General features: G+C 31.1%; 21 protein-coding genes. All 21 read left to right on the top strand.

From position 1 onward, the window contains the following. The first annotated feature begins 245 nt into the window (after positions 1-245). The 21 genes from aspA to atpD all read left to right on the top strand — a co-directional run bounded on the left by aspA (position 246) and on the right by atpD (position 19,484). Positions 246-1,652, top strand: coding sequence for an aspartate ammonia-lyase (gene aspA / locus ELQ06_RS06400; RefSeq protein WP_002851742.1), 1,407 nt, complete (start codon positions 246-248; stop codon positions 1,650-1,652). Between the two features lie 16 nt (positions 1,653-1,668). Continuing rightward, positions 1,669-3,006, top strand: a complete 1,338-nt coding sequence (locus ELQ06_RS06405; RefSeq protein ID WP_002859768.1) for an anaerobic C4-dicarboxylate transporter — start codon at positions 1,669-1,671, stop codon at positions 3,004-3,006. Between the two features lie 105 nt (positions 3,007-3,111). After that, positions 3,112-4,473 carry a COG3014 family protein gene (locus ELQ06_RS06410; protein ID WP_052794147.1) on the top strand — a complete coding sequence of 454 codons (1,362 nt, stop codon included), beginning with the start codon at positions 3,112-3,114 and terminating at the stop codon, positions 4,471-4,473. Between the two features lie 9 nt (positions 4,474-4,482). Further along, positions 4,483-4,851: a YcfL family protein gene (locus ELQ06_RS06415; RefSeq protein WP_052794148.1), complete on the top strand. Its 369-nt coding sequence runs from the start codon at positions 4,483-4,485 to the stop codon at positions 4,849-4,851. A gap of 23 nt (positions 4,852-4,874) precedes the next feature. Continuing rightward, on the top strand, positions 4,875-5,498 hold the full coding sequence (gene lpoB / locus ELQ06_RS06420) for a penicillin-binding protein activator LpoB (RefSeq protein ID WP_002867824.1): 624 nt from the start codon (positions 4,875-4,877) through the stop codon (positions 5,496-5,498). A gap of 82 nt (positions 5,499-5,580) precedes the next feature. Next, positions 5,581-6,918 carry a DUF6844 domain-containing protein gene (locus tag ELQ06_RS06425; RefSeq protein ID WP_004308244.1) on the top strand — a complete coding sequence of 446 codons (1,338 nt, stop codon included), beginning with the start codon at positions 5,581-5,583 and terminating at the stop codon, positions 6,916-6,918. A gap of 9 nt (positions 6,919-6,927) precedes the next feature. Continuing rightward, positions 6,928-8,130, top strand: coding sequence for a CsgG/HfaB family protein (locus ELQ06_RS06430; protein ID WP_052797979.1), 1,203 nt, complete (start codon positions 6,928-6,930; stop codon positions 8,128-8,130). Between the two features lie 158 nt (positions 8,131-8,288). Then, entirely contained in the window at positions 8,289-8,597 is a 309-nt protein-coding gene (gene rplU / locus ELQ06_RS06435; protein WP_052794150.1) for a 50S ribosomal protein L21, read from the top strand. A 10-nt stretch (positions 8,598-8,607) separates the two neighbouring features. Beyond that, on the top strand, positions 8,608-8,862 hold the full coding sequence (gene rpmA, locus ELQ06_RS06440; protein WP_002800974.1) for a 50S ribosomal protein L27: 255 nt from the start codon (positions 8,608-8,610) through the stop codon (positions 8,860-8,862). A 106-nt stretch (positions 8,863-8,968) separates the two neighbouring features. Beyond that, entirely contained in the window at positions 8,969-10,006 is a 1,038-nt protein-coding gene (gene obgE, locus ELQ06_RS06445; protein ID WP_052794151.1) for a GTPase ObgE, read from the top strand. Positions 10,007-10,130: 124 nt separating this feature from the next. Further along, on the top strand, positions 10,131-10,886 hold the full coding sequence (proB, locus tag ELQ06_RS06450) for a glutamate 5-kinase (RefSeq protein ID WP_052794152.1): 756 nt from the start codon (positions 10,131-10,133) through the stop codon (positions 10,884-10,886). A gap of 73 nt (positions 10,887-10,959) precedes the next feature. Further along, positions 10,960-11,877 (top strand): methionyl-tRNA formyltransferase, encoded by a 918-nt coding sequence (gene fmt, locus ELQ06_RS06455; RefSeq protein ID WP_052794153.1) that lies wholly within the window; start codon positions 10,960-10,962, stop codon positions 11,875-11,877. Beyond that, positions 11,840-12,493, top strand: coding sequence for a biotin--[acetyl-CoA-carboxylase] ligase (locus ELQ06_RS06460; protein ID WP_002899761.1), 654 nt, complete (start codon positions 11,840-11,842; stop codon positions 12,491-12,493). The genes fmt and ELQ06_RS06460 overlap by 38 nt, the downstream gene beginning before the upstream one ends. Further along, positions 12,490-13,275, top strand: coding sequence for an AAA family ATPase (locus ELQ06_RS06465; protein ID WP_002851697.1), 786 nt, complete (start codon positions 12,490-12,492; stop codon positions 13,273-13,275). Before ELQ06_RS06460 ends, ELQ06_RS06465 begins: the two co-directional genes overlap by 4 nt. Before the next feature lie 5 nt (positions 13,276-13,280). After that, on the top strand, positions 13,281-14,117 hold the full coding sequence (locus ELQ06_RS06470; RefSeq protein WP_052794154.1) for a ParB/RepB/Spo0J family partition protein: 837 nt from the start codon (positions 13,281-13,283) through the stop codon (positions 14,115-14,117). A 60-nt stretch (positions 14,118-14,177) separates the two neighbouring features. Continuing rightward, entirely contained in the window at positions 14,178-14,603 is a 426-nt protein-coding gene (locus ELQ06_RS06475; RefSeq protein WP_002859779.1) for a FoF1 ATP synthase subunit B', read from the top strand. A 10-nt stretch (positions 14,604-14,613) separates the two neighbouring features. Next, complete coding sequence (locus ELQ06_RS06480; RefSeq protein ID WP_052794155.1) at positions 14,614-15,126, top strand: F0F1 ATP synthase subunit B; 513 nt, start codon at positions 14,614-14,616, stop codon at positions 15,124-15,126. Positions 15,127-15,128: 2 nt separating this feature from the next. Then, positions 15,129-15,650 carry a F0F1 ATP synthase subunit delta gene (locus ELQ06_RS06485; protein WP_052794156.1) on the top strand — a complete coding sequence of 174 codons (522 nt, stop codon included), beginning with the start codon at positions 15,129-15,131 and terminating at the stop codon, positions 15,648-15,650. 13 nt (positions 15,651-15,663) lie between these two features. Further along, a complete protein-coding gene (atpA, locus tag ELQ06_RS06490; RefSeq protein ID WP_052794157.1) occupies positions 15,664-17,169 on the top strand; it encodes a F0F1 ATP synthase subunit alpha in 1,506 nt (501 codons plus the stop codon). A gap of 8 nt (positions 17,170-17,177) precedes the next feature. Continuing rightward, positions 17,178-18,062: an ATP synthase F1 subunit gamma gene (gene atpG, locus ELQ06_RS06495; protein WP_052794158.1), complete on the top strand. Its 885-nt coding sequence runs from the start codon at positions 17,178-17,180 to the stop codon at positions 18,060-18,062. Positions 18,063-18,086: 24 nt separating this feature from the next. Next, the gene (atpD, locus tag ELQ06_RS06500) at positions 18,087-19,484 is read left to right on the top strand and encodes a F0F1 ATP synthase subunit beta (RefSeq protein WP_052794159.1); all 1,398 of its coding nucleotides are present in this window, start codon (positions 18,087-18,089) and stop codon (positions 19,482-19,484) included. Positions 19,485-19,487 lie beyond the last annotated feature (3 nt).

Consider the following 19,487-nt stretch of genomic DNA (forward strand, 5'->3'; position numbering starts at 1 on the left):
TATTAAAAATTTATTTTATCAAAAAACTTTCAAAAATATTTTAATTTTTTAAAATAGATAAATTTTTATATTAATAAAAGTTAAATATAAAGAAATAATTTAGGATATAAATACACTTAATTTATTATATCTTTAAAGTAATTTATTTATTAACCAATTATTAACTAAAAATGCAATATTATTATTTTATGATTTAAATCAAAAATTTTGATTTAAAATTAAAATACTTTTATGAAAGGTTCAAAATGGGAACAAGAAAAGAACATGATTTTATTGGGGAATTGGAAATCTCTGATGAGGTTTATTATGGAGTGCAAACTTTTAGAGCTGTTGAAAATTTTGATATTTCTCATGATAGATTAAAAGATTTTCCTCGCTTTGTTAGGGCTTTGGCTAGAGTAAAAAAAGCTGCAGCTATGGCAAATCATGAATTAGGTCTTTTGGATAAAAATATCCAAGATGCGATTATTAAAGCGTGTGATAAAATTTTAGAAGGTGGGTATTATGATCAATTTGTAGTAGATATGATCCAAGGAGGTGCTGGAACAAGTACAAATATGAATGCTAATGAAGTTATAGCAAACATAGGACTTGAACTTATGGGTCATAAAAAAGGTGAATACCAATATCTTCATCCAAATGATCATGTTAATTTAAGCCAAAGTACTAATGATGCTTATCCTACAGCTTTACACCTTGCCTTGCATGATTATTTAAGTGATTTGGCAAAAGCTATGGAACATCTAAAAAAAGCTTATGAGAGAAAAGCTGAAGAATTTAAAGATGTTCTTAAAATGGGTAGAACCCAACTGCAAGATGCTGTACCTATGACTTTAGGTCGTGAATTTAAAACTTTTGCCGTAATGATAGGTGAAGATATACAAAGAGTATTAGAAGCTAGAAAATTGATTTTAGAGATCAATTTGGGTGGAACTGCTATTGGAACAGGAATTAATTCTCATCCTGATTATCCGAAGGTTGTAGAAAGAAAAATAAGAGAAGTGACAGGTTTTGAATATACTGTGGCTGAGGATTTAATCGAGGCGACTCAAGATACGGGAGCTTATGTACAAATTTCAGGTGTTTTAAAACGTGTTGCAACAAAACTTTCTAAAGTATGTAATGACTTAAGACTTTTAAGTAGTGGTCCAAAATGTGGTCTTAATGAGATTAATCTTCCAAAAATGCAACCAGGTAGTTCTATCATGCCAGGTAAGGTAAATCCTGTTATTCCTGAAGTAGTTAATCAAGTTTGTTATTTTGTTATTGGAGCAGACGTAACTGTAACTTTTGCTTGTGAGGGTGGACAATTACAACTTAATGTTTTTGAACCAGTTGTAGCATATAGCTTATTTAATTCTGTTGTAATGCTAGAAAAAGCAATGTATACTTTAGCTGATAAATGTATAGATGGTATTACCGCAAATGAAAAAATTTGTTCAGACTTTGTCTATAATTCAGTAGGTATAGTAACAGCTTTAAATCCTTATATTGGTTATGAAAATTCAGCTTCTATAGCCAAAGAGGCAATGAACACTGGAAAAAGAGTGGCTGATATTGCGCTTGAAAGAGGGCTTTTAAGCAAAGAGCAAATTGATGAAATTTTAACTCCATCAAATATGCTAAATCCTCACATGGAAGCTAAAAAATAGCATTTTAGGATTTAATATGGATATAATGATAATTTTGCAAGTAATCGTCCTTCTTGGGGCGATTTTTATCGGTATTCGCCTAGGCGGTATTGCTATAGGTTATGCTGGAGGATTAGGTGTAGTTATACTAGGACTTGTTTTAGGTATGAAACCTGGTAATATTCCTTGGGATGTTATTTTAATTATTGCTGCAGCTATTGCAGCAATTTCTGCTATGCAACAAGCAGGTGGACTTGATTACATGGTAAGGGTGACAGAAAAAATTTTAAGATCAAGTCCTAAATTTATAAATTATTTAGCTCCAGCTTGTGGGTGGTTGCTTACAATTTTAGCAGGAACAGGAAATGCGGTATTTTCTTTAATGCCTGTTGTAGTTGATGTTGCAAAATCTCAAAACATAAAACCTAGTGTTCCACTTTCATTAATGGTTGTTTCTTCGCAAATTGGAATCACTGCTTCTCCTGTAAGTGCAGCTGTGGTTTATATGAGCGGAGTTTTAGAGCCACTTGGATGGAATTATCCAACTTTAATTGGAATTTGGATTAGCACAACTTTTGTAGCTTGTATGCTTGCAGCTTTTATAGTGAGTTTAATCACTCCTATGGATTTAAGCAAAGATAGCGTTTATCAAGAACGCTTAAAAGCAGGACTTGTAAAGGATGCAGGAGCTGTTTTGCATGGCGAAGATAAACCAGGTGCTAAACTTTCAGTGGTAATTTTCTTGATCACTGTTTTGGCAGTTGTACTTTATGCAACCGCAATTTCAAGTAATATTAAATGGATTGATCCTGTTGTGGTTCCAAGAGATGCAGCTATTATGAGCTTTTTGCTTACTGCAGCAACTTTGATCACTTGGCTTTGTAAAGTTGAACCAGGTAAAATTCTTGACACTAGTGTATTTAAAAGCGGTATGACTGCTTGTGTTTGTGTTTTTGGTGTAGCATGGCTTGGAAATACTTTTGTTGCAGGACACGAAGCTTCTATCAAAGAAGTAGCAGGCGACTGGGTTAAACAAACCCCTGCTATGTTAGCAGTTGCATTTTTCTTTGCAAGTATGCTTTTATATTCTCAAGCAGCAACCGCAAAGGCCATTGTACCTGTAATTATCACTGCTTTAGGAATTTCAGCAGCAAATCCGCATGATTCTTATATGCTTGTAGCTTGTTTTGCAGCAGTTTCAGCACTTTTTGTACTTCCAACTTATCCCACTTTGTTAGGTGCAGTGCAAATGGATGATACAGGAACGACTAGAATTGGTAAATTTATATTTAATCACTCATTCTTTATACCAGGGGTTTTAGCTATTGCAATTGCTGTAGTATTAGGCTTTGTATTAGCTCCTATGCTTATTTAAATCAAACCCTAGGTTTTTCTCCTAGGGTTAAATTTTTTTCATTAGTTTTTAAGTATATACTACGTTATAATATTCATTTTCAATTTTCTTTAAGAAAGGAATTTAATGAAGATAAAAGTTGGGTTGATTTTTTCAGGTATTGTTTGCCTTTTTTTAACAGCTTGTGTTAATCAGGTTAAACAAAATACAACATTTGAAAATACTTTAACACAAAAATATTGTGGTGATGATTTTTTCAATCAAAATTTAGAAAAAATTAAAAAAAATGATGATGTCATTTATACAGGATTAAATGCAGGTTTGATTGCTAGAAATTGTGGTGATTTTAACAAAAGTAATGTATTTTTTGATGCTGCGGAAGAATCTTATAAATATGATGTGGATTTAGAAAATGTAGGCTCTAAAGCAGCTAAATTTGTTGGTACAACCTTGCTTAATGATACTATAGTTGATTATGATGGTTCTTTATATGAAAGAATTATGGTTAATATATATAAAGCTCTAAACTATATGGAAGAAGATGATTATGAAAATGCAAGAGTTGAGTTTAATCGTGCTTTAATGCGTCAAGATAAGGCAAAAGAATATTTTGCTAAAGAAATTGAGAAAAATCGTGCTGATTTAGATAAGGCAAAAGAAGATAAAAATTATGATAAAAATATGAATGAAAACTCAAAAGTTATAGAAGCACAATACGATAACTTGTTTAAAGAGTTTGATACAACAAAAAATTTCATAAATCCTTATGCGACTTATCTTGCTTCAATATTTTTCTTTATGGATAAAGATTATAGAAAAGCTGCAGATTTATTTAGAGAAGTAGCTATTATTTATCCAAAAAACAAAACTATCAAAAAAGAGGCTAAAATTTTTAAAGAATATGCCACAAAAATAAAAGTCAAAAAAGCTAAAAAATATGTTTTTGTAGTTTATGAAAATGGATTTGGTGTAGTTAAGGATGAATTTGCTTTAACCTTACCTTTTATAGTGGATAAAAAAATTATTAGCACAAATATTGCTTTACAAACCTTGAAAAAAAGGGAAGCTTCTTTTGCAAATTTAAATATAAATGGTCAAAATACAAATGATTTTGTAGATTTAGACAATATTGTCGCTACTGAATTTAAAATAAATATGCCTGCAATGATTGCTAAAGCCTTAGCTCAAACTATAATTAAAACCACTTTAAATGTAGCTGTTGCAAATAATGACTCTACAGGTGGATGGCTAAGTCTTGCAACAGCAGTAGCAACTGCTGCAACCAATAAAGCTGATGTGCGTTCTTGGAGAGGTTTACCAAAAAGTATTGCCATAGCAACAATAGAAAACGACGGAAATTTAGAAATCAAAGATCCACAAGGCAATATTTTGTTTCAAAAATCATTGGATAAAAATAAAAATGCTCTTGTGATAGTGCGTTCTTTTGCTCCGTATTTACCCGCAAGTGTTGCTATCATGGAAAAATAAGGCTAAAAGATGAAAAAAAATATTTTATTTATTTTAATGTTTTTACTTAGTGCTTGTGTACCAAGTTATCAAATAAATTCAAATCAAAATACTGTAATTTTAGATTCAAATTTACCAAAAAGTTTAGTAAAACAATTTCAAAAGCGTATAAATAGCAATGGTTATTTAGAATTTGAAGTGATTTTACGCAGTACTTTTGCTAAAGATGTAATTTATAAAGTGGATTGGTTAGATAAAGATGGTTTTGTGCTAAGAGATGTTTTAAATGAGGACTATCAAGCCCTTAGAATTCCAGCAGGACAAGAGGTGATTCTTCGTAAACTTGCATCTGATACAAGAGCGAAGGATTTTAGATTAGAAATTAAAGCAAAAAATTAATCTCATTTTAGGAAGGATAAATCATGAAAAAAACAAAAATTTTAGGAACAGCTCTTATTGGAGCTTTGCTTTTTAGTGGTTGTGCGCAAATAGCTTATACAGATGGAAAGGCAAGTCAGATAAAAAAAGGTGATGCTTTAACCTTGGGTCTTGATAGACAAGATTTTGAAAGTGCAGCTGAAACTATGATAAATAGTATGTTAAGCGATCCTGCTTTTGCAAATATTAAACCAGGTACAAGAAAGGTTATTGCTATTGGTAGGGTTGTGAATGATACCCCGCAAAGAATCGATACTGAAAAACTCACCGCAAAAATCACTTCTGCATTAAGAAAATCAGGTAAATTTGTTCTAACTTCAGCAGTTGCTGCAGGCGGAGCACTTGATAGCATGAGTGAAGATGTAAGAGAATTAAGAGATAATGATGAGTTTAATCAAAAAACCATAGCAAAAAAAGGGACATTGGTATCGCCTGATTTTTCTCTTGCGGGTAAAATTAGACAAGATAATGTAAAACTTAGCAATGGTAAAACTCAAGTAGAATACTTTTTCTTGTTAAGACTTACTGATCTAACATCAGGTTTAGTTTATTGGGAAGATGAGCAAACTATTGATAAAACCGGTTCTAGTAAATCAGTTACTTGGTAAAATAAAAATTAATTTATGAATAAAATTTTTTAGCTCAAGTGTTTAGCTTGGGCTTTTTTTATGATTTTTAAAAGGATACGAAATGAAAAAAATATTATTTATCGGCTCTTTAGTTATGGCAAGTTTACTTTATGCACAAGGTTCCCAGCCTGTAGAAATTACACAACAAGATATAAATACTCAAAATGAAATGTCTGACGCAAGTACTAAGGATATTACCCCAAAATCAATTGAAGATTTTTTTGAAGAATTTGCGGATAATTTCGGTATAGAATATGGTATAACCAAAGATGGAAAAACTTTTTATACTGGAAAAAGTACTGTTGCTGTAAATGATACTGATCCACAATTTGCACAAGCTTTACAAAATGCTTACCAAAAAGCAATGTTAAATTTGCAAAGCGAATTTATAAGAGATGCTTTTGGAAGAATTGCTACAAGCAAGATTCAAAATTATGAAGCAGACAATTCTACTAATGCTAAGGAATTTGATGAATTGCCAAAAGGTGATAAGGTTGATCAAATTTTAAATAAACTTACACAATTAGCTGGTGCTCAGCTTGATAAGGCATTAAAAGATTTAGGTATAGATACAAATTCTTTAAGCGAAGACAGAAAAAAGACTTTATTAAAGCAAGAATTTCTTAATAAAACTATGACAAATGCCATAGGTTCTATGAGTGGACTTGTTCCTGTGCAAACTATAGTTACACAAAGAAGAGGTGAGTATGATGTAGGTGTTATTGCTATTATTTCCAATAAAACTCGCCAATTAGCAAAAGATATGGCACTAGCAAGACAGAGTGCTATTAAGGGTAAAGGCAAGGCAATAAGTGAGTATCTGCCAAAAGATACAAAAGGCTTTTTAAATGAATATGGAATTCGCTTAGTTTATGATGAAAATGGTGCACCTATTATTTTAAGTTATGGAAACTGGGGTTATGTAGCAGATCCTAGCAATGCTAAAAAAACAAATATTTTAGAAGATAGAGCCAAAGAAACAGCACTTACTATGGCTGATGCTGCTATTATAGAGTTTATTAATACAAATTTAAGTCTTAAAGATGAAAGAACAACTGGTGATACTTACGAGGAAATCATCAAACAAAGTATTAATGTTAATGATAGTTCCACTCAAGAACAAACTCAAAACATAACAAATATTATTGACAAAGTAAATAGTAAAATAAAAGCAAGCGCAAGCGGTAAAATTCGTGGTATTCGTACTCTTAAAAAATGGAGCTATACAAGTGAAAATGGTATTGAACATGTAGGAGCTGTGAGATTTTATTCTTATGAAAATTTAGCTAACACAAATGAGGCTTTAAATTCAAAGTCAAATGCAACAAAAAATGAAGCTAAAAAATCTTCTAGCATACAAAGAAGCTCTAATGTTGTAAATAGTATGGATGATTTTTAAAGGTAAAAGATGAAAATAATTAAAATTCTTTTTTTAGGCTTATTTTTAAGCCTAAGTCTTAATGCTAAAGTTATAACCACAACTTCAACAAAATCAAGTACAGGTGAAGGCACAGGCTTGACTAGGGAAGATGCGATAAACAATGCCATTATAGAAGCTATAGGAAAAATGAGTGGAGTAAGCATCAATTCTCTTAAGAAATCTAATACTAGCGTTTCAACTGATAATTCAGGTTCAAATATACAAGATAATTACAGCGAGCAAATTTCAAAAGCCACCAAAGGTAGAGCTGATACTTATGAAATCAATAGTGTTGAACAAGATGCAAATGGTAAATATACAGCCAATGTAACGATTTTTAAAACCACAACAACAAAAAAGTATCAAGCTCCAGGTTTAAGTGCAGATAATAGAAGAAGTATTACTGTTTTTGATTCTACTCCAGATGCTGCAAAAAGAGGTATAGGCTCAGCTTTGCAACAAAAAATCATTTCTGATTTATTGCAAAGTCGTAAATTTAATGTTTTAGACCGTGATTCTAGTGGCTATTATGAAATGGAAAAAGCTTTAATCAAAAGTGGCGACGCAGCTAGCGATGAAGTTTATAAACTTAAAAATATGTTAGCAACAGATTATATTTTATTGTTTTCTATTTCAGGACTTGAAGGTAAACAAAAAACAAGCAATTTAACAGGAAAAAGCAAAACTGAAATTGAAGTTATCGTAGATTATCGTGTGCTTTTATTTGCTACAAGACAAATTAAATTTTCTAATACTTTAAGCATGAAAGTCAATCTTAAAGACAATAGTCTTAGTGCCAATGAAGCTGCACTCAAACAAATTGCAAACCGCATTTCAGGAGATATTTTAAATGCAATTTATCCTTTAAAGGTTGCAGCTGTTGAAAACAATGAAGTAATATTTTCTCAAAGCTTAAATCAAGGTGATGTTTATGAATGTTTTGCTCTTGGGAAGGTTATAAAAGATACTTATACAAAAGAAAATACAGGAAGAGTAGAAAGCAAAACAGGAAGTATTGAAATCACTCGCACAAGCCCTAAATTTTCTTATGCAAAAATCATAGAAGGTAGTGTAAAAGTGGGCGATATTTGCAGACCTTTAAGTAATACTGGTAGTGGAAATGGCTACACTATAGGTCGTGATACAAATTATGAAACCCAAGAAGGTGGCGGAGTAAATCTAGGCTTTTAAATTTTTAGAGTTTGATTTTTCTCAAACTCTAAACTCTTTCTTAAATTCATCAAAAATTAAAGAAAAATTTTGTAAAATCGAAATTTTATTAAACCACTAAAGCTTTTAAATCCGTTATTACGGTGCTTTATGGTACTACCAATTTATAAGGAAAAGCAATGTATGCTATTATCAAACACAGTGGAAAGCAATACAAAGTAAGTGTTGGCGATGAGCTAAAACTAGATCGCTTTGAAGCTGAAAGCAAAGCAAGTATTGAAGTAAGCGAAGTTCTTGCTATCAATGATAAAGAATTAAAGGTAGGTGCGCCTTTCGTAGCAGGTGCAAAAGTTGTTTTGGAAGTGATCAATCACGGAAAAGATAAAAAAGTTGTGATTTACAAAAAAAGACGCAGAAAAGATTCTAAACTCAAACGCGGTTTTAGAAGACAATTTACTCGCGTTGTAGTAAAAGATATCAAAGTTTAAGGAGTAAAGAATGGCACACAAGAAAGGTCAAGGTTCAACTCAAAATAACCGCGATTCCATAGGTCGTCGTTTAGGTGTTAAAAAATTTGGTGGCGAGTTTGTTAGAGCTGGAAATATCATCATCCGCCAAAGAGGAACTGCAACTCATGCAGGTAACAATGTAGGCATGGGAAAAGATCATACTATCTTTGCTCTAATTGATGGTTTTGTAAAATTCGAAAGAAAAGACAAAGATAGAAAAAAAGTTTCTGTATATCCTGCATAAGTTTTTAGGACGCTTTTTAGCGTCTTGAAAACTTTAAATTTATAAATTTAACTTCTTTTATGTACTCAAATTTAGCTTTATAAATTTAAAGTCAAAGGCAATTTAAATGTTTATTGATAGTGTTAAAATTACTTTAGCTTCAGGCGATGGTGGCAAAGGTGCTGTAAGTTTTCGCCGTGAAAAACATGTTCCACTTGGTGGCCCTGATGGAGGAGATGGTGGAAATGGTGGTGATATTATTTTCGTATGTGATAATAATACCCACACTCTTGTAAATTTCAAAGGCAAAAGAGAATTACGCGCGCAAAATGGTGCTGGTGGAATGGGACGCAATAAAAATGGCAAAAAAGGTGAAAATTTAGAACTTATAGTACCCGAAGGAACGCAAGTTATCGATGCACAAACTAATGAAATTTTACTTGATCTTACCAAAGAAGGACAAAGAGAGCTTTTTTTAAAAGGTGGAAAAGGTGGACTTGGCAACACCCATTTTAAACACGCCACCAATCAACGCCCCGATTACGCACAACCTGGTATAAAAGGAGAAAGTCGCTTAGTCAGACTTGAACTTAAACTTATTGCCGATGTAGGGCTTGTGGGATTTCCAAATGTGGGAAAATCTACTCTTATAAGCGTTGTTTCAAATGCAAAACCTGAAATTGCAAATTATGAATTTACCACCCTTACTCCAAAACTTGGACTCGTAGATGTAGATGAGTATAATTCCTTTGTTATGGCTGATATTCCAGGGATTATCGAAGGAGCAAGTGGGGGCAAAGGCTTAGGACTTGCCTTTTTAAAGCACATAGAAAGAACGAGCTTTTTGCTTTTCGTGCTAGATCCTATGAGGCAAATGCCTTTAAAAGAACAATTTATAGTACTAAGAAAAGAACTTGAAAAATTTTCCAATGAACTTTTTGGGCGTAAATTTGGCATCATGATTTCAAAAAGTGATAGTGTTAATTTAGGAGAAGAATTTGCTGAGCAAATTGCTTTAAACATTAGTGAGTTAGAAAATTATCTCAAAGAAATAAACAATCCGCAAAGCTTTTTAATCAAAGTCTCAAGCCTTGAAAAAACAGGACTTAAAGAACTTAAATTTATACTTTTAGAAGAAATTAAAACTTTAAGAAATAACAAATAAAAAATTTTAACAATTCTAGGAAGTGTTTTGTATTAAAAATTTCAAACACTCCCTATTTTTTCAAAAAATAACTAGTTTATATGAAATTTTGGCTAAAATTATAAAAATTTTTCAAGGAATAAGCATGAAAAGAATAGTTGTTAAAGTGGGTTCTCATGTGATTAGCGAAGAAAACACTTTAAGTTTTGAGCGTCTTAAAAATTTAGTCGCATTTTTAGCTAAACTCATGGAAAAATATGAAGTAATTTTGGTTACTTCAGCGGCTATTTCGGCAGGACACACCAAACTAGATATCGATAGAAAAAACCTTATTAATAAACAAGTTTTAGCTGCTATTGGACAACCTTTTTTAATCAGTGTTTATAACGAGCTTTTAGCTAAATTTAACAAACTAGGCGGACAAATTTTACTTACAGGCAAGGATTTTGACTCTAGAAAAGCTACTAAACACGCAAAAAATGCTATCGATATGATGATAAATTTAGGAATTTTGCCTATTATCAATGAAAATGACGCTACAGCTATAGAAGAAATTGTCTTTGGTGATAATGATAGTTTAAGTGCTTATGCTACGCATTTTTTTGATGCGGATTTGCTTGTGATTTTAAGCGATATTGATGGATTTTATGATAAAAATCCTAGTGAATTTAGTGATGCAAAGCGTTTAGAAAAAATCACTCACATTAAAGAAGAATGGCTACAAGCAACCATAAAAACAGGTAGTGAGCACGGAACAGGTGGTATAGTAACCAAACTTAAAGCAGCTCAATTTTTACTTGAACACAATAAAAAAATGTTTTTAGCAAGTGGCTTTAATTTAAATGTGGTTGAAACCTTTTTGCTTGAAAATAAACAAATAGGCGGAACTTTGTTTGAGTGATTAATTTATTAAATTCTCTTTTAAAATCAAATAAGCTATAATTAAAATTTTTAATTTCACACAAAGCGAAAAAATGAAAAAAATTATTTTTATGGGTACTCCATCTTACGCAACTTGTATTTTAAAAGCACTAGTAGAAAATGAAAATTTTAAACTCGTAGCACTTTTTACCCAGCCTGATAAAGCCGTAGGTAGAAAGCAAATTTTAACTCCAAGTGATACTAAGGCTTTTTTAAGTCAAAATTATCCTAGTATTCCTATTTTTACTCCAAGTTCTTTAAAAGATGAAAATATTATAAGAGAGATTAAGGATTTAAATCCTGATTTTATCGTGGTTGCTGCCTATGGAAAAATTTTACCTAAAGCCATTTTGGATTTAGCACCTTGTGTGAATTTGCACGCTTCTTTACTTCCAAAATACCGTGGTGCCAGTCCGATCCAAAGTGCAATTTTAAATAAAGATGAAAAAAGTGGAGTTTGCACCATGCTCATGGAAGAAGGGCTTGACACAGGTGCTATACTTGAAAGCTTAGAATGTGATATAAAAGATAAAAATTCAAGTGAAGTTTTTGAACTTTTAGCAAATTTGGCCGCTAAGCTGATCCTCTCTACTCTTTTAAATTTTGATAAAATCACCCCTAAAAAACAAGAGGAAAGTCTAGTAACGCTTTGTAGAAAAATCAAAAAAGAAGATGGGCTTATAAATTTGCAAAATGCAAGAGAACTTTATCAAAAATATCTAGCTTTCACCCCTTGGCCTGGAGTTTTCTTGGAAAATGGACTTAAATTCTTAGAACTTGAACTTGTGGATGAATTAAAACAAAATGCTAGGATGGGTGAAATTTTAGAATTAGAAAAAGAAAGTTTTTTGCTTGCTTGCAAACAAGGAGTTTTGCGTATTAAAAAACTTCAAGAAAGTGGAAAAAAAGCTCTTGATGGTAGGACTTATTTAAATGGAAAAAGGCTTAAAAGTGAAGATAGTTTGTGTTGAAAGTATAGACTCAACTCATCTTTTTTTATGCAAGCAAATACGCAATGGAAAGATTGATGGAAATTTTGCTATTTATGCTTTAGAACAAACAAATGGAGTTGGAAGTAGGGAAAATTCTTGGCAAAGCTCTAAAGGAAATTTACATCTTTCTTTTTGTATTAAAGAAGAAGATTTACCAAAAGATTTACCTTTAGCTTCTGTGAGTATTTATTTTGCTTATTTACTTAAAGAACTTTTACAAGAAAAAGGTTCTAAAATTTGGCTTAAATGGCCTAACGATCTATATTTAGATGATAAAAAAGCTGGAGGAGTTATAAGTGCTAAAATTTCAAATTTTATCATAGGCGGTATGGGTTTAAATCTGAAATTTTCACCCCAAAATACAGCTTTATGCGATATAGAAATTTCGCTTAAAGATTTAGTGAGTGAGTTTTTGCAAAAAGTAGAAAAAAAAATTTTATGGAAGAATATTTTTAGCAAGTATATGTTAGAATTTGAAAAATCAAGAAAATTTAGCGTCCATCATGAAGGTAAAGTTTTTTCACTTGAAAATTCTTTTTTGTATGAAGATGGTTCAATTTTACTAGGTGATAAAAGGGTGTATAGTTTAAGATGAGCGAAATTATTACAATAGCAAACCAAAAAGGTGGGGTAGGAAAGACTACAACAGCAGTAAATTTAGCCGCTTCTTTAGCTGTGGCTGAAAAAAAAGTACTTTTGATTGATGTTGATCCGCAAGCTAATGCGACTACAGGACTTGGTTTTAATCGTAATAATTATGAGTATAATATTTACCATGTTTTTATAGGAAGAAAAAAGCTTTCAGATATTATTTTAAAAACAGAATTGCCACAACTTCATTTAGCTCCTTCAAATATAGGTCTTGTAGGTATAGAACAAGAGCTTGCTAAAGGTGAAAATAATGAGAAAAAAATGTTACTTAAAAATCAAATTCAAGAAGTAATTGATGAGTATGATTTTATTATTATTGATTCTCCACCTGCTCTTGGAAGTATTACTATAAATGCTTTTGCAGCAAGTGATAGCGTAATTATCCCTATACAGTGTGAATTTTATGCGCTTGAGGGTGTAGCTATGGTTTTAAATACAATTAAAATTATCAAAAAAACTATTAATTCTAAACTCAGGGTTCGTGGATTTTTACCGACAATGTATAGCTCTCAAAATAATCTTTCTAAAGATGTTGTAGATGATTTGAAACAAAATTTTAAAAAACAACTTTTTACTATTAATGGGAACGAAGATGATTTTATTGTGATCCCTCGCAATGTAAAACTTGCAGAAAGTCCAAGTTTTGGAAAGCCTATAATTCTTTATGATATTAAATCGCCAGGTTCTGTTGCTTATCAAAATTTGGCGTATTCTATATTAGGATAATTATAATGGGGTTAAATAAAGATAGGGGTTTAAGTAGTTTAATCAGTGATATGGATACTGTTTATAGCAAAGAATTGGGTTTTGATAAAAATCAAAGCACTATGATAGAAATTGATCAAATTTCACCTAATCCATTTCAGCCAAGAAAGAATTTTGATCAAGAAACTTTAGATGAGCTTGCTAATTCTATCAAAGAATTTGGACTTATTCAGCCTATTATTGTATTTAAAAAAAATAATAAATTTATTTTAATTGCTGGAGAACGTCGCTTAAGAGCAGTAAAAGCATTAGGAAAAAAAGAAATTCTAGCTTTTATTGCTGATATTGATGAGAATAAACTTAGAGAATTGGCTCTTATTGAAAATATACAAAGAGAGAATTTAAACCCTATTGAACTTGCTAATTCTTATAAGGATTTGATGCAAGTTCATAAGATTACTCAAGAGAATTTAGCAGAACTTATTCATAAGTCTCGTACTCAAATAACAAATACTTTAAGACTTCTGAATTTAGATATTAGAACTCAAGAGTTGATTGCTTCTGGAAAAATTTCTCAGGGTCATGCTAAAGTTTTGGTTGGTTTAGATCAAAAAGATGAAAAAATGTTGGTTGATAGCATAATAGGTCAAAAACTTAATGTTAGAGATACTGAAAAAATAGTTAAAAAAATAAAAAATAATGAAAGCTTACCTAATCAAGAATTTGAAGATGAAATAAAAAAATTAAAACAAATACTAAATCGCTTTGGATTTGACTGCAAAAATAAAAATAATGATTTTGTAATTCATTTAGAAAATATTGATAAAATTAAAAAATTAATCAAAATGCTTGAAAAGTTTTAACCAAAATCTTAGATTTTTTATGGTAAAATAGTCCTTCAAAAATTCTAACCAAGGAGAATTATGTTTGAAGATATGCATCCTTCCATAATGCTTGCTACTATAGCTATTTTTTTGGCTATGATAGTTATTTTAAATAGTATGCTGTATAAGCCGCTTTTAAAATTTATGGATGAAAGAAATGATTCTATAAAAAATGATGAGAATAAAGTAAAAGAAAATTCTCAAGAAGTTTTATGTGTGAATGATGAATTAGAAGTTATTCATATTAACACTAGAGAAGAAATTCAAAAAATCAAACAAAGTGCTATAGCTGCTGCTAAAGAAGAGGCAGAGCAAATTCTTAGAAGCAAGAAAGAAGAATTAGAAAGAAAAATGGCCAGCTTTTATGCAGATTTAGCTATTCAAAAAAAAGAGTTACAAGAACATTTAAACATACATTTACCTGAGCTTAAGCAAGCTTTGCAAAATAATATAAAGAAAATTTAAGAGGAGAGAAATGAGTAAGTTATTATTTATTATATTTTTGCTACCTTTGTATGCTTTTGGTGCATCAAATGATAGTGGAGAATATGATATTATTCCAAGGACTATTAATTTTCTAATTTTTGTGGGTATATTGTATTATTTTGTTGCAACTCCATTTAAAAATTTTTACAAAAACCGTATTGTAAAAATTTCTTCTAAGCTTGATGAAATTCAAAAAAAACTTTTAGAAAGTAAAGCTAAGAAATTAGATACGATGAAAAAACTTGAAGAAGCTAAAGCAAATGCTGCTGCTGCTTTAGTTACAGCAAAAAAAGAAGCTGAAATCTTAGTTAAAAATATTAAGAAAGAAACTCAAGATGAATTGGATTTACTTCAAAAACATTTCGAGGAACAGAAAGATTATGAATTTAGAAAAATGGAAAAAGAATTAGTATCAAATACTTTAAATGAAATTTTTTCTGATCCAAATATGACATTAAAACAGAGTGAAATAATAGAACTTATGATGAAGAAGGTATCTTAAATATGGAAAATATAATTGCAAGAAGATATGCAAAAGCGATAGCTTCAAGAGCTGATATAAATGATTTTTATCAGAATTTGTGTATTTTAAATTCTGCTTTTGTTTTGCCAAAATTTAAAAATATTATAGAATCTAATGAGATTAAAAAAGAAAGAAAAATGGAATTTCTTGATTCTTTTTTTGATATTAAAAATTCTAGTTTTCAAAATTTCTTAAGACTTTTGATTGAAAATTCAAGATTAAAATGCATTCCTCAAATAGTTAAAGAACTTGAAAGACAGAAAGCTTTTAAAGAAAATATTTTTGTTGGTATTGTGTATTCTAAAGAAAAATTAAGTCAAGAAAATCTTAAAGATCTTGAAGTAAAACTTAACAAAAAATTTAATGCAAATATTAAATTAAACAATAAAATCAGTCAAGATGATAGCATTAAAATAGAATTGGAAGAATTAGGTTATGAACTTTCTTTTTCTATGAAAGCTCTTCAAAATAAGCTAAATGAATATATATTGAAAATTATCTAAGGAGAAAAAGTAAATGAAATTTAAAGCTGATGAGATCAGTTCAATAATCAAAGAAAGAATTGAAAATTTTGATTTAAATCTTGAAATTGAAGAAACAGGAAAGATTATTTCTGTAGCTGATGGTGTTGCTAAGGTATATGGACTTAAGAATATTATGGCTGGAGAAATGGTAGAATTTGAAAATGGTGATAAAGGAATGGCCTTAAACCTTGAAGAGTCGAGTGTAGGTATTGTTATACTTGGAAAAGGAGAAGGTTTAAAAGAAGGTGCTTCTGTAAAAAGACTTAAGAAATTACTTAAAGTTCCAGTAGGTGAGGCTTTGGTTGGTCGTGTTGTAAATGCTTTAGGCGAGCCAATTGATGCTAAAGGTGTGATCAATGCTAATGAATATCGTTTTGTTGAAGAAAAAGCAAAAGGTATTATGGCGAGAAAAAGTGTTCATGAACCTTTACATACAGGAATTAAAGCTATTGATGCGCTTGTGCCAATTGGTCGTGGTCAAAGAGAGCTTATCATAGGTGATAGACAAACAGGTAAAACTACTGTTGCTGTTGATACTATTATATCTCAAAGAGGTCAAGGAGTTATCTGTATATATGTTGCAATTGGTCAAAAGCAAAGCACAGTGGCACAAGTGGTTAAAAGACTAGAAGAACATGGTGCTATGGAATATACTATTGTTGTAAATGCTGGTGCTTCAGATCCTGCGGCTTTACAGTACTTAGCTCCATATACTGGCGTAACCATGGGTGAATTTTTTAGAGACAACGCAAAACATGCTTTAATTGTTTATGATGATTTGAGCAAGCATGCTGTAGCTTATCGCGAAATGTCTTTGATTTTACGTCGTCCCCCGGGTCGTGAAGCTTATCCAGGCGATGTTTTTTATCTTCATTCAAGATTGCTTGAGAGAGCAAGCAAGCTAAATGATGAATTAGGTGCTGGTTCTTTGACAGCATTGCCGATAATTGAAACACAAGCAGGAGATGTTTCTGCTTATATTCCAACTAATGTTATTTCAATTACAGATGGACAAATTTTCTTAGAAACTGATTTATTTAACTCAGGAATTCGTCCTGCAATTAATGTTGGTTTATCAGTATCTCGTGTAGGTGGGGCTGCTCAAATTAAAGCTACAAAACAAGTTTCAGGCACATTAAGACTTGACCTTGCTCAATATAGAGAGCTTCAAGCTTTTGCACAATTTGCTAGTGATTTAGATGAAGCAAGTAGAAAACAACTTGAACGTGGACAAAGAATGGTTGAACTCTTAAAACAACCACCTTATTCTCCGCTTAGTGTTGAAAAACAAGTAGTTGTAATTTTTGCAGGAACCAAAGGTTTCTTAGATGATATTGCTGTTTCTAGAATTAAAGAATTTGAAGATGGAATTTATCCTTTTATTGAGGCAAAACATCCAGATATTTTTGAGCAAATTCGCTCTAAAAAAGCTTTAGATTCTGATTTGGAAGAAAAACTAGCTAAAGCCATTAATGAGTTTAAAGCAAATCATTTATAAGGTCTTTTATGTCTAATTTAAAAGAAATTAAAAGAAAAATTAAAAGTGTTCATAACACTCAAAAGACTACAAATGCTATGAAGCTAGTTTCTACTGCTAAGTTAAAAAAAGCAGAAGAAGCAGCTAAAAGATCAAAAATTTATGCACAAAAAATTGATGAAATTTTAAGTGAAATTTCATTTCAGATCAATAAAATTGTTCACAATGAAGATGATGTGCGTTTATCTTTGTTTCATAAAAAAGAACAAATTAAAACCGTAGATTTAATATTTATTACTGCAGATAAAGGCTTATGCGGTGGTTTTAATATTAAGACTTTAAAAACAGTAAGTGAAATGCTAAAAGAATATGAAGCAAAAAATATTAATATTCGTCTTAGAGCTATAGGTAAAACTGGGATTGAATATTTTAATTTTCAAAAAATAGAATTGTTAGAGAAATATTTCCATCTTAGTTCTAGTCCTGATTATGAGAAAGCATGTGAAGTAATTCATGCTGTTGTGGATGATTTTTTAAATGGAAATACAGATGAAGTGATTTTAGTTCATAATGGTTATAAAAATATGATTACCCAAGAACTTAAAATTAATCATCTTATTCCGGTTGAACCAAAGAGTATTAAACAGACTCATAATTCTCTTTTAGAGCTTGAACCAGAAGGAACTGAGCTTTTAGAAGATTTAATGAAAACATATTTTGAGTATAATATGTATTATGCGTTAATTGATTCTTTGGCGGCAGAGCATAGTGCAAGAATGCAAGCTATGGATAATGCAACTAATAACGCAAAGGCAAGAGTGAAACAACTAAATTTAGCTTATAACAAAGCAAGACAAGAATCCATTACTACTGAGCTTATAGAAATTATCAGTGGTGTTGAATCAATGAAATAGTAAATTTTAAGGAGAAGATAAATAATGCAAGGATTTATTTCACAGGTATTAGGTCCGGTTGTTGATGTAGATTTTAACGACTATTTACCTCAAATTAATGAAGCAATTGTTGTAAATTTTGAAAGCGAAGGAAAAAAACATAAACTTGTTTTAGAAGTAGCAGCTCATTTAGGAGATAATAGAGTTAGAACTATTGCTATGGATATGACAGATGGTTTGGTAAGGGGCTTAAAAGCTGAGGCTTTAGGTGCTCCTATTAGTGTTCCTGTTGGTGAGAAAGTTTTAGGAAGAATTTTCAATGTTACTGGAGATTTGATCGATGAAGGTGAAGAAATTTCTTTTGATAAAAAATGGGCAATTCATAGAGATCCACCAGCTTTTGAAGATCAAAGCACAAAAAGTGAGATTTTTGAAACAGGGATTAAAGTTGTAGATTTACTTGCTCCTTATGCAAAAGGTGGTAAAGTAGGTCTTTTTGGTGGTGCAGGTGTTGGTAAAACTGTTATTATTATGGAGCTTATTCACAATGTTGCATTTAAGCATAGCGGATATTCTGTATTTGCAGGTGTGGGTGAGAGAACTCGTGAAGGAAATGACCTTTATAATGAAATGAAAGAAAGTAATGTTTTAGACAAAGTTGCTCTATGTTATGGACAAATGAATGAACCACCAGGAGCAAGAAATCGTATTGCTTTAACAGGTTTAACAATGGCTGAGTATTTTAGAGATGAAATGGGTCTTGATGTGCTTATGTTTATTGATAATATCTTTAGATTTTCACAATCAGGTTCTGAAATGTCAGCACTTTTAGGAAGAATTCCATCAGCTGTGGGTTATCAACCAACCCTAGCAAGTGAAATGGGTAAATTCCAAGAAAGAATTACTTCAACTAAAAAAGGCTCAATCACTTCAGTTCAAGCTGTTTATGTTCCAGCTGATGACTTAACCGACCCAGCTCCAGCAACTGTTTTTGCTCACTTAGATGCTACAACAGTTTTAAATAGAGCTATTGCTGAAAAGGGTATTTATCCTGCAGTTGACCCACTTGATTCAACTTCAAGAATGCTTGATCCAAATATCATTGGAGAAGAACATTATAATGTTGCTCGTGGTGTTCAATCAGTACTTCAAAAATACAAAGATTTACAAGATATCATTGCCATTTTAGGTATGGATGAGCTTAGCGAAGAGGATAAACTTGTAGTTGAAAGAGCAAGAAAGATTGAAAAATTCTTATCACAACCATTTTTCGTTGCAGAAGTTTTCACAGGTAGCCCAGGAAAATATATAAGCCTTGAAGATACAATAGCAGGATTTAAGGGAATTTTAGAAGGTAAATATGATCATTTACCAGAAAATGCTTTCTATATGGTTGGAAATATAGATGAAGCTATTGCAAAAGCGGATAAATTAAAAGGTTAATTT

The organism is Campylobacter sp. CH246, from assembly GCF_004378835.1.
GTDB classification, from domain to species: domain Bacteria; phylum Campylobacterota; class Campylobacteria; order Campylobacterales; family Campylobacteraceae; genus Campylobacter_D; species Campylobacter_D jejuni.

Bases quoted from the DNA above. Each gene is read 5' to 3' on its own strand.
- proB (WP_052794152.1), top strand. From the start codon at position 10,131: ATGAAAAGAATAGTTGTTAAAGTGGGTTCTCATGTGATTAGCGAAGAA.
- ELQ06_RS06410 (WP_052794147.1), top strand. From the start codon at position 3,112: ATGAAGATAAAAGTTGGGTTGATTTTTTCAGGTATTGTTTGCCTTTTT.
- lpoB (WP_002867824.1), top strand. From the start codon at position 4,875: ATGAAAAAAACAAAAATTTTAGGAACAGCTCTTATTGGAGCTTTGCTT.
- ELQ06_RS06405 (WP_002859768.1), top strand. From the start codon at position 1,669: ATGGATATAATGATAATTTTGCAAGTAATCGTCCTTCTTGGGGCGATT.
- aspA (WP_002851742.1), top strand. From the start codon at position 246: ATGGGAACAAGAAAAGAACATGATTTTATTGGGGAATTGGAAATCTCT.
- ELQ06_RS06430 (WP_052797979.1), top strand. From the start codon at position 6,928: ATGAAAATAATTAAAATTCTTTTTTTAGGCTTATTTTTAAGCCTAAGT.
- rplU (WP_052794150.1), top strand. From the start codon at position 8,289: ATGTATGCTATTATCAAACACAGTGGAAAGCAATACAAAGTAAGTGTT.
- ELQ06_RS06425 (WP_004308244.1), top strand. From the start codon at position 5,581: ATGAAAAAAATATTATTTATCGGCTCTTTAGTTATGGCAAGTTTACTT.
- ELQ06_RS06480 (WP_052794155.1), top strand. From the start codon at position 14,614: ATGAGTAAGTTATTATTTATTATATTTTTGCTACCTTTGTATGCTTTT.
- ELQ06_RS06470 (WP_052794154.1), top strand. From the start codon at position 13,281: ATGGGGTTAAATAAAGATAGGGGTTTAAGTAGTTTAATCAGTGATATG.
- ELQ06_RS06485 (WP_052794156.1), top strand. From the start codon at position 15,129: ATGGAAAATATAATTGCAAGAAGATATGCAAAAGCGATAGCTTCAAGA.
- ELQ06_RS06415 (WP_052794148.1), top strand. From the start codon at position 4,483: ATGAAAAAAAATATTTTATTTATTTTAATGTTTTTACTTAGTGCTTGT.
- rpmA (WP_002800974.1), top strand. From the start codon at position 8,608: ATGGCACACAAGAAAGGTCAAGGTTCAACTCAAAATAACCGCGATTCC.
- atpA (WP_052794157.1), top strand. From the start codon at position 15,664: ATGAAATTTAAAGCTGATGAGATCAGTTCAATAATCAAAGAAAGAATT.
- ELQ06_RS06465 (WP_002851697.1), top strand. From the start codon at position 12,490: ATGAGCGAAATTATTACAATAGCAAACCAAAAAGGTGGGGTAGGAAAG.
- ELQ06_RS06460 (WP_002899761.1), top strand. From the start codon at position 11,840: ATGGAAAAAGGCTTAAAAGTGAAGATAGTTTGTGTTGAAAGTATAGAC.
- obgE (WP_052794151.1), top strand. From the start codon at position 8,969: ATGTTTATTGATAGTGTTAAAATTACTTTAGCTTCAGGCGATGGTGGC.
- atpD (WP_052794159.1), top strand. From the start codon at position 18,087: ATGCAAGGATTTATTTCACAGGTATTAGGTCCGGTTGTTGATGTAGAT.
- ELQ06_RS06475 (WP_002859779.1), top strand. From the start codon at position 14,178: ATGTTTGAAGATATGCATCCTTCCATAATGCTTGCTACTATAGCTATT.
- fmt (WP_052794153.1), top strand. From the start codon at position 10,960: ATGAAAAAAATTATTTTTATGGGTACTCCATCTTACGCAACTTGTATT.
- atpG (WP_052794158.1), top strand. From the start codon at position 17,178: ATGTCTAATTTAAAAGAAATTAAAAGAAAAATTAAAAGTGTTCATAAC.